6 protein-coding genes and 1 pseudogene are annotated in these 9,965 nt (G+C 70.8%); 6 read left to right on the top strand and 1 reads right to left on the bottom strand.

Going from position 1 to position 9,965, the window contains the following annotated elements:
• A partial coding sequence (locus ACTIDRAF_RS0215085; RefSeq protein ID WP_016699566.1) for a type VII secretion protein EccC occupies positions 1–3,711 on the bottom strand: 3,711 nt, incomplete at its 3' end.
• 143 nt (positions 3,712–3,854) lie between these two features.
• On the opposite strand from ACTIDRAF_RS0215085, the gene eccD reads away from it, so the two are divergent.
• The 6 genes and pseudogenes from eccD to ACTIDRAF_RS31995 all read left to right on the top strand — a co-directional run.
• Positions 3,855–5,252 (top strand): type VII secretion integral membrane protein EccD, encoded by a 1,398-nt coding sequence (eccD, locus tag ACTIDRAF_RS0215090; RefSeq protein ID WP_026066136.1) that lies wholly within the window; start codon positions 3,855–3,857, stop codon positions 5,250–5,252.
• Positions 5,253–5,332: 80 nt separating this feature from the next.
• Positions 5,333–6,784, top strand: coding sequence for a type VII secretion protein EccB (gene eccB, locus ACTIDRAF_RS0215095; RefSeq protein ID WP_016699568.1), 1,452 nt, complete (start codon positions 5,333–5,335; stop codon positions 6,782–6,784).
• Positions 6,785–6,935: 151 nt separating this feature from the next.
• A complete protein-coding gene (locus tag ACTIDRAF_RS0215100; protein WP_016699569.1) occupies positions 6,936–7,265 on the top strand; it encodes a WXG100 family type VII secretion target in 330 nt (109 codons plus the stop codon).
• A 54-nt stretch (positions 7,266–7,319) separates the two neighbouring features.
• Complete coding sequence (locus ACTIDRAF_RS0215105) at positions 7,320–7,607, top strand: WXG100 family type VII secretion target (protein ID WP_016699570.1); 288 nt, start codon at positions 7,320–7,322, stop codon at positions 7,605–7,607.
• 98 nt (positions 7,608–7,705) lie between these two features.
• Positions 7,706–8,476: a WXG100 family type VII secretion target gene (locus ACTIDRAF_RS0215110; RefSeq protein WP_157163051.1), complete on the top strand. Its 771-nt coding sequence runs from the start codon at positions 7,706–7,708 to the stop codon at positions 8,474–8,476.
• Positions 8,477–8,622: 146 nt separating this feature from the next.
• Positions 8,623–9,965 (top strand): annotated as a pseudogene (locus ACTIDRAF_RS31995) (hypothetical protein); the annotation flags it as partial.

The raw sequence follows: 9,965 nt of genomic DNA on the forward strand, positions 1-9,965 counted from the left end.
GGGCCGCCCGCCGTAGCCGCCGCCCATCAGCTCGAAGTCGTCCACCAGGATGAACAGCCGGCCACCGGTCCACCAGTCCCGCTTGGACAACCGGTCCGGCGTGATCTCCGGGCCGGGCAGCCGCTTCTTGATCAACTCGGCGACGTGCCCGACGTTCTCCGCGAACGAGTCGCTGGTCACCGAGTAGGCGATCTGGTGCTCCTGGGGAGCCGCGTCGTACAGCTCGCGGCGGAAGTCGGCGAACATGATCCGGGCCTCGCCGGCCGGGTGGTGGGCGGCCACCGACCGGGCGATGTGGCGGAGCAGGTTCGTCTTCCCGGTCTCGCCGTCGCCGAAGACCAGCAGGTGCGGGGTGACGTCGAAGTCGTGCCACAGCGGGGCCAGGTCCACGTCGTCCAGGCCCAGCGCAACCCGCACCTCGGCCTCCGGCCGGTCGGCCTGGGGCCCCGGCAGGTCCCGGGCGGACACGGTGGCCGGCAGCATCCGCACCGGCGGCGCCTGGGGCACACCGGGCACCGCGAAGGTGTCCACCAGGTCGAGGGCGGCGTCGGGCAGGTCGTCGGTGCTGGACCGGCCGTCGACCCTCGGCAGTGCCGTCAGGTAGTGCATCGCCTCCGCCGTGATGCCCCGGCCGGGGATCGCGGGCACCTGTGCGGCGATCTTGCTGCCGATCTCCGAGTCCACCGGGTCGCCCAGCCGCAGCTCGAACCGGGTGCCGAGCACGTCCCGCAGCCACGGGCGCATCTCCGCCCACCGCGTCGCGGCCACCATGAGGTGGATGCCGAAGGTCAGACCCCGAGCGGCGATCTCCCCCAACCGGTCCTCCAGCTCCTCGAACTCCTGCCGGACCGTGTACCACCCGTCGATGACCAGGAACACGTCCCCGTAGGGGTCCTGCTCGCCCAGCCGCCCCTCCCTGCGGGCCCGCCGGTAGTTGGCGATCGAGTCGATGTTGTTCGCCTGGAACAGCAGCTCCCGCCGCTCCAACAACGCCGACATCTCCATCACGGTGCGGCTGACCCGGTCCCGGTCGAGCCGGTTCGCCACGCTGCCCACGTGCGGAAGACCCGACAGCGAGGACAGCGTGCCACCGCCGAAGTCCAGGCAGTAGAACTGCACCTCGGTGGCATCGTGCATCAGGCTGAGCCCGGTGATCACGGTGCGCAGCACGGTGCTCTTCCCGCTCTGCGGCCCGCCCACCACGGCCATGTGCCCCGCCGAACCCGACAGGTCCGCGGTGAGCAGGTCACGGCGCTGCTGCTCGGGGAGGTCGACCAGTGCCACCGGCGCGTTCAACGGCCGCACCAGCGACGGATCGGCCACCATCAGGCCGCGGCCGGGCTCCTCCAGCAACGGCGGCAGCAGCTCGTCGAGGGTTGCCGAGCGGCGCAACGGTGGCAACCACACCTGGTGGGCGCGCGGCCCGAGACCCCGCAACCGGTCGATGAGCACGTCCAGCACGCTCAGCCCGGCCTGCTTCGCGCCGGCCTCCCGCTCCGCGGCGAGCTCCTCCTCGCTGACCAGCCGTTCGGTCCGCACCTTCGGCGCCAGGTAGCCCGCCTCGAAGACGTGCAGCTGTTCCTCGATGACCTCCCGGCTGTGCTGGCGGCGGCTGGACCGGTACGGACCGGAGACGTAGGCGCCCTTGAACCGCTCGAGGGTGTGGGTGTCGCTGCGCAGGTAGCCGTTGCCCGGGGAGGTGGGCAGCTCGTAGGCGTCGGGCACGCCGATCACCGCGCGGCTCTCCATCGCCGAGAACGTGCGCAGACCGATCCGGTAGGACAGGTGCGTCTCCACCTTGGAGATCCGGCCCTCGTCCAGGCGTTGCGAGGCCAGCAGCAGGTGCACGCCCAGGCTGCGGCCGAGACGGCCGATGGTGGCGAACACGTCGATGAAGTCGGGCTTGCTGACCAACATCTCACTGAACTCGTCGACCACCACGAACAACGCGGGCAGCGGTTCGAGGGCGACCCCGTTGCGACGCGCCTGTTCGTAGTCGCGGCGGGACGCGTAGTTGCCCGCCGCCCGCAGCAGCTCCTGCCGCCGCGTCATCTCCCCGGTCAACGCGTCCGCCATCCGGTCGACCAGTTCGAGTTCGTCGACCAGGTTGGTGATCACCGCCGAGGTGTGGGGCAACTGGTCGAACCCGAGGAACGCCGCCCCGCCCTTGAAGTCGACGAGGACGAAGTTCAGCTCCTCCGAGGAGTGGGTGATGGCCAAGGCCGCCACGAGCGTCCGCAGCAGCTCGCTCTTGCCGGACCCGGTGGCGCCCACGAGCATCCCGTGCGGACCCATCCCGGACTCGGCGGACTCCTTGATGTCCAGGTCCACCGGCGAGCCGTCCTCGGCCACGCCGATGGGGACGCGGAGGCGTTGCCGGGAGGAGCGGGCCTGGCGCACCGGAGTGGGGTCGAAGGTCCTGGCGTCGCCGACGCCGAGCAGCGTCGTCAGTTCGTAGTCGCCGCTGAGCGGGGCGCTGGTGTCGTTGCTGGTGCTCATCCGGTGGTGGGCCATGCCCCTGGCCAGTGAGGCGGCCGCCCGCACCGACATCCGGTCCGGCGCGCACAGCCGCGCGGAGCTCTCCTTGCCGGTCCGGTCGAAGCTGACCCGGCCGATCTCGTCCGCGCTGACCTCCAGGTGCAGCACGCTCCGGTTCGGCCGCCAGGGCAGGGTGCCCCCCACGTCGATGAGCACCGTGTTCTGGTAGCCGGTGTCCACGCTCTGGTGGCCGGGCGGCGGTTCGACGCCGTCGACGACGATCACCACCAGCGGCTCGCCCGCGGTGATCATCGTGCCGGTCTCGAACTTGGTGCGTGCGGTGAACGACTCCCCGAGCCGTTCCTCCAGCTCGGCGAAGTCCGCGCCGACCATCCGCAGCGGTCCCAGCGCGTCCCGGCGGTCCGGGTCCTGGGCGTGCGGGAGCCACTTCACCCAGTCCCACTCCGGCATGTTCTCGGCCTTCGCGCAGACCGCGATCGTGAGGTCGTTGGGGGAGTGGAAGGCGGCGAGCTGGGCGAGCATGGCCCGGACCAGGTCCCTGCTGACCGCCTGGTCCCCGCGCAACTGCAACCGGGCGAAGCCCCGCAGGTAGACCGCGATCGGCGAGGGCGACAGGGTGCTGTACGCGCGGAGGAACCGGCGCAACGCGTGCGCCGACAGCGGCTCCAGGTCCTCCACCGGTTTGGTCTGCGGCGGGATCAGCTTCATCGCCGAGTGCTGCGAACCGAGACCCAGCCGCACCTCCCCGAAGTCGTCGTGCCCGGTGCGGCGTTCCCACAGCCGGTAGCTCAGCGACAGCGACCACAGGGACGCCGGATCGGGGTGGGTCCAGGTCGCCGCCCTGTGCTGCGCGGCCAACTTCTCCCGGACCTGTTTGCGCACCTGGGAGAGGTAGCGGAGGTAGTCCCGCCGCTCACCGTGCATCTGCCGTTTGCGTTCGGACGCCGTCCTCGCCAGCTGGCCCACCAGCATGCCGATGCTCGCGATGCCCATCATCCCACCCGCCATGTAGGACAGCGGGCTCGAGTTGGGCTGGAGGAAGATCAACATCATGGCACCGGAACCCAGCGCCATGGGCAGGTAGGTGAGGACGGTGGCCATGTTGCCGCTCTGCGGCTCCGGCACGGTCGGCGGCTCCTGGAGGCCCAGCTCCCCACCGGGCATCTTCGGACCGACCCGGCGCGGGGGCCTGCGGAACAACGTCGTGCTCACCGTGTCTCCTTTGGCGAGAGATAACCCTCAAATCACCGGCGGTACCGCACGAACGGAGCAAGGCTGCGACATTCGTGGCTAGCTTCCGCCTTGTCAAGGGAACGGAAACCCGGCCAACCGGGGTATGAGGAACTCAACACCACGTGGATGACGCGTCCAAGGATGCCACAAGTCAACTCTGCCGACTTCGGTTGGTGATCGGGGACAACGCCGTTGATCTGGCGTTGCCCAGCGACGTCCCCCTGGTCGACCTGCTGCCGGCGATCCTCCGGCAGGCGGGCGGCGACCTGGCCGACGAGGCCGTCGAACACGAGGGGTTCGTGCTCCAACGGTTGGGGCAGCCACCGTTCGACGAGGAGTACACCCCCGGGGAGCTCGGCCTGGTCGACGGGGAGACCGTGCACCTGCGCCCCCGCACCGACGGGCTCCCCGCCATCGACTTCGACGACCTCGTGGCCGGGGTCGCCGACCAGTCGCGGATGCGTCGGGACCGCTGGAAACCGCGCGCCACCCGGAACATGCTGCTCGGCTTCGCCGGCGCCACCCTGCTGCTCGGCCTCCTGGTGCTGCTGGTGCCGGGCCCGGTGGTGCCGAGGGTCTCGGTGATGGGGGGGATCGCCGCGGCGCTGCTGGTGTCGGCTGCCGTGGTCGCCCGGTCGGTGCGGGACACCGTCACCGGAGCGGTGCTGGCCGTCGCCGGTTTCGGCTACGCCGCCGGTTTCGGCTGGCTGTTCCCCCTCGTCTTCTCCGACTCGACGACCGCGACGATCAGCGCGGTGTGCGCCTCGGCGGCGGGTGCGGCGGCCCTGGTGCTCGGCCTGGTGGGCGTCGCCGACGCGGCCCTGGTCTTCACCGGCGGCCTCGTGCTCTCGGTGTTCACCCTCGCGACGGCGCTGCTCGCCGGCAGTGACACGCTCGGCGTGTCCGGGGCCGCCGGCATCGTGCTCGTGGTGACCCTCGTGGCGCAGAACTTCGTGCCGAGCATGTCCTTCCGACTGGGCAGGCTGGGGTTGCCCACGCTGCCGACCGCGCCGGAGGAGCTCAACGAGGACATCGAGCCGACCCCGTTCCAGTCCGTCATCGACGGTGCCGTCGCCACCGACCGGTACATGACGACGTTGTACCTGGTGTTCTCGCTGATCGAGGCCGCGTTGTTGACGGCGCTGGTCTGGAACGGTTCGGGCTGGGCGTTGATCACCGCCGCCGTGGTGGGACTGCTGCTCGTGCTGCGCTCCCGGCACCTCGACGCCGGACGGCACCGCTGGTCCCTGCTGGCGGCCGGTGGCTACGGCCTGGCCGCCGTCGTGATCGCCTTCGCCGCCGACCAGGCCCTGGTGGAACGCCTCGCCTGGGTGTTCGGCGGCGTGATGGTCCTGGCGTTGGCGTTGCTGGCCGGCAGCGCGAAGATGCCCGGCTACCGGCCGCCGCCCTACTGGGGCCGGACGGTGGACATCCTGGAGACGTTGTGCGCGGCGGCGGTGGCCCCACTGTTGTTGGCCATGCTCGACGTGTACGGGATCATGCGGGGGCTCGCGGGCTGATCCCGCTTCCGACACAGGGGCCGGCGCGGTCACCGTGACGGCCCGCCCGAGGCAGCTAGACACCAGAACGAGGAGGGGCCGTGCAGTCGCGGCGCGACCAGGTCCAAGCCTACTTCTTCGTCGTGGGCCGGCTGGTGTCCGCGCTGATGCGGGCCAGGACCGACGAACCGGCCCCGCCGCACCGCAGGTTCGGCACCGGCTTCTTCGGCGGCGTGTTGCTGGCCGCCCTGATCAGCGCGGGTTTCGGGGTCTACGGGCTGATCGTGCCCAGCGGCAACGACTCGTGGCGCGCGGCGGGGACCATCATCGTCGAGGAGGAGACCGGCGCCCGCTACCTGTACCTGGACGGGCTGCTGCACCCGGTCCTCAACTACGCCTCGGCCCGGCTCGCGGTCAACGACGCGCAGGGCCAGGTGGCGCAGGTGTCCCAGCGGTCGTTGGAGGGCGTGCCGCGCGGCGTGCCCATCGGCATCCCCAACGCGCCGGACTCCCTGCCGGCGGCGGCGGACATGACGGACGGCCCCTGGCTGTCCTGCGCCTCCACCGTCACCGACGAGTCCGGCCAGGAGCGGCCCGCCACCACCCTGCTGGTCGCCGGTCCCGCCGGTGTGACCCTCGCCGACCGCGAGGGCCTGCTCGTGGTGGGGCCCGACGACCAGACGCACCTGGTGTGGCAGGGCCGCCGGTACCGCTTCTCGGACGGCACCATCGCCGCCGCCCTCGGGTACGACACGGTCACCCCCCTGCGGGTGACCGCCAGCTGGGTCAACGCGTTGCCCACCGGGCCGGACCTCGCTCCTCCCGGGGTCGAGGGCATCGGCGAGCAGACCGCGCCGATCGGGAACAGCCCCGGCGTCGTCGGCCAGATCTACCAGGTGGACAACCCGGTGATCGACGCCACCGAGTTCTACGTGCTGCGGCGGGACGGCCTGGCGCCGGTGAGCCCGACGATGGCGAGCCTCGCCCTGGCCTCCCCGGCCACCGCGGCCGCCTACCCCGGGGGCGGCGTCCGCCCGATCACGATCGGGCCGGAGGCCCTCGCCGGCGCACCGCGCTCCTCGGCCCCGATCGCCGGGGTCGACCACCCGAACACCCCACCGGCCCTCGTCGACCTGGACGCGTCGGCGAGCGTCCGGCCGTGCGTGCGGTTCACCCTCGGTTCCACCGACGGCCCGGACATCGCGGTCAGCATGGTGGACCGGGACACCGTCGACGGGCCCGTCAGCCCGGCCGGGGGAACGGAGGCCGGTAGTGCCGACCGGGTCCTGGTTCCGCCCAACAGCGGTGTCCTGGTCCGGGACCTCCCCGCCCCCGGTGTGGACGGCGGTACCCACTACCTCGTCACCGACCTCGGGGTGAAGTACCCCTTGGCCTCGACCCAGGTGGCGGCCACTCTCGGGTACGGGGGTAGCCGGGCAGTGCCCGTCCCCGGTGAACTGCTCGCCGCCCTGCCGACGGGGCCGGTGCTCGATCCGGAACAGGCCATTCGTCCGCGCCAACCCGTGCCGCCCCAGTCCGAGGGGGACAACTGAGGGATACCCCTGCGACAGCAACAGGGGGACGCGTTCCGGTCGGAACGCACTCGGGATCGGTGATGTGCTTGGTCCTGTCAGCATCGGTGAAACCGCGGATCCGTGGTTGTCGATGCGTCCCGTGTTTTCCTATGCCGACGGTGAGGGTGAGATGTCCCAGCAGACACGTTTGACTCCCGCAGAGCTCCGCGCGACCGCGGGCCGGCACGACAGCGAGGCGGACTCGCTCAACCGCGAGCGTCAGCGGGTTCAGGGTGAGGTGTCGGCACTGGTCTCCGCGAACAGCGGCGCCCTGATGAACACGCTGAAGCGGGTCCACGAGCAGTGGGACAGCGAGTTCGCGAGGATCGAGCAGAAGCTCCGTGAGATGGCCGAGCAGGTGCGGAACTCCGCGAACAAGCTCGAGACCACCGACGAGACGTCCGGACAGGACCTCATGAACGTCGGGAACCAGGGCAACCCCTACGCCGGAATGCTCTGATTCCCAGAACTTCCGCACGTCCCTCGCACGACACAGAATTCCGAACGGAGCGGCATGAGCGACAACATCAACTACGTCTACCCGAAGATCGCCGAGGGCATCAACATCATGCGGAACTCGGCCAGGGGAATCCAGGCCTCGGTGGACGGGCTGCGCAGCGACACCCAGCGCCAGCTCGCCTCCTTCGACGGTGAGGCCGCGAACGCCTACGGGTCGAAGTCGTCGTTGGTGACGCAGGCGTTCGCCTCGGCCAACAACACGCTGAACAACGCCGCCACCGCCATCGAGAGCGCCGCTGACAACCTCCAGCGCCAGGACCGCGCGTCGGCCGGCGGTTTCTGAGGCTCCGGGAAAGCGGAACCCGCCGGTGACGGGTTCCGCTTTCCCGTGTGTCGGTTCCGAGCCGGTCCACCGCCACTGATCCTCTGGAGTCGCCCACCATGTCCCATTCGAACACGACCATGGATCCGGACGAGGTCCGGAACGCGGCCACCGCGCTGAAGAGCCTCCTGTCGAACTTCGACGAGATGATGTCGGAGCTCCTGTCCATCGAGATCCGGCCCGGGAACCTGGCCGCCGGCCACTACCTCGAGGACGTCGTCGGGAACCGCAAGGAGGAACTCCGCCAGCACCTGATCGACCTCAAGAAAGTGGTCACCTACATCGGGGACAACCTCGAGGAGATCGCCAGCCTCTTCGAGGATGTCGACGAGAACAACGCCGCCGAGCTGGCCAGGGTGACCGCCCAGATCGACGGCCTCGTGAGCGACATGGCGCTCCCGCCCCCCGAGCCCATGCCGGGCGAGTACTCGTCCTCGAACTCGTATCCCGGTTACCAACCCGGATACGTGCCACCGACGTACCAGTCGCACAACGGTGGGTACGCGGGCCAGTCGCCCACCTACGAGTCGCGGTCCGTTCCGGCGAACTACCAGTACGAGCGGCCGACCTACCCGCCGCAGTACACGCCGGTCAACTACGGGACACCCATGACTCCCGCCATCCCCGCCGTCCAGGGGGAGCCGTTGGTGACACGGCAGCAGCCGCTCGAGCCCCTGTACACGCCGGTGCGCCCGCTCGAGCCCGCGTACGCGCCGGCGGAACCGTTGTTGCAGCCGATGAAGTCGGTGGCTCTGCCGGTGGAGCCTGGGTACGCGCCGGCGGAGCCGTTGAAGGGTGTTCCGGCCGAAAAGCCCGACCACGACGCGTAGGCCCAGCAGTTCCTGCCCGGTGGGGCAGGAACGTCGACAGATCACTGCGCCCCCGGCGTCGCCCGCGACCCCGGCAACGCACGGAGCTCCGTTGCCGATGGTGGCGCCCGCCGCCCTCCGCCCACCCCCCACGAGGGAGAACACCGATGTCCGATCGTTTGAACGGCGAGAACGACCGGCCGTCCACCAGCTATGCCGACTCGTCGATGGACTGGTTGGTGGAGACCGCCCGGACCATCGAAGCTCCCACGCTGCGGCACGCCGGTGAGGTCTTCCCGACCATCGCGCAGAACCTCGACACGACGCTCGACTCGATCAAGTCCCAGGCCAAGAAGCTCGACGCCGACGGGGTCTTCGAGGGTGCGGCGGCCGAGTCGTTCCAGAACTACGTCGCCGAGCTGGTGCGGATCTCCGGTCGGGTGGTGAGCGCGCTGTCGCCCAGCCACTTCGACCAACACCCCATCCGGGGCGAGGACGGCGGGGGCAGCGGCGGCTCCGGCGGGTACGGGATCTTCGTCGACGTCGGGGACCGGGCGCAGGAGGCCCGGGACACGATCCTGACCGAGGTCGAGGCGGCGCAGGGCCTCTACGACTCAGCGCTCCAACTCATCAGGACGGGTATGGCGGTGATGGCGATCAACCCCGTCGCGGCGATAATGGCCTTCGGGTTCGCGAAGTCGTACAGCAACCTGGGCCAGGAGCGGCTCAAGGCGGCCCGCGACGCCATGCAACACCTCTCCGACGAGGTGTACCTGCCGGTCGGTGACTCGCTGAAGGACTCCCTCGGCAAGGCGCTGGACACCCCGTTGTCCTCCGCCGGCGCGGTCTTCCAGCCACCGCAGGTCGAGACGGTCGGCAACCAGCCCGGTGCTCCCGGGAACGGCCAGGGACTGCCAGGAGAGCAGCTGCCGGACCAGATCCCCCAGGAGCACGTGCCCGCCGTCCCCGAAACCCCCGTGGAGGAGGGGTACGGCGGCGAGCTCCCCGGGGAGGAAGCACCAGGTGTGGACACCGAGGGCCTGACCGCTCCCGGTGAACTGGTGGAGGAGGGCCCGGGGGAGGACACCGAGGGCATCGGGGCCGGTGGAGCGCCCGGTGTCGGCGGTGGCGGCGCCGGGGACCAGGCCGGAGGCGAGTCGCCAGGCGGCCTGGACGTGGGTGGCGCCGGCGAGGAGGCGCAGCAGGCCGTCGAGGACGCCAAGGCAGCCGGCCAGGACGCCATCGACGGTCTCAACGAGATCGGGAACAGTGCCCCGGGCTTCGACTCCGCCGGTGAGGGCGCCGGCGGTGGCTCACCCGGTGGCTCGCCCGGCGGACTCGACATCGGCGACGGGATCGGCGGTGAGGAGGGCATCGGCGGCGGTGGCGAAGGCGTTGGCGGCGGTGGCGACGCGGGAGCCGGTGAGGCCGCCCGGCAGGCCGTCGAGGACGCCAAGGCAGCCGGCCAGGAGGCGATCGACGGTCTCAACGAGATCGGCGGCGGGGGCCC

The organism is Actinoalloteichus spitiensis RMV-1378 (assembly GCF_000239155.1).
GTDB lineage: Bacteria > Actinomycetota > Actinomycetes > Mycobacteriales > Pseudonocardiaceae > Actinoalloteichus_B > Actinoalloteichus_B spitiensis.

Bases quoted from the DNA above. Each gene is read 5' to 3' on its own strand.
- ACTIDRAF_RS0215110 (WP_157163051.1), top strand. From the start codon at position 7,706: ATGTCCCATTCGAACACGACCATGGATCCGGACGAGGTCCGGAACGCG.
- ACTIDRAF_RS0215100 (WP_016699569.1), top strand. From the start codon at position 6,936: ATGTCCCAGCAGACACGTTTGACTCCCGCAGAGCTCCGCGCGACCGCG.
- ACTIDRAF_RS0215105 (WP_016699570.1), top strand. From the start codon at position 7,320: ATGAGCGACAACATCAACTACGTCTACCCGAAGATCGCCGAGGGCATC.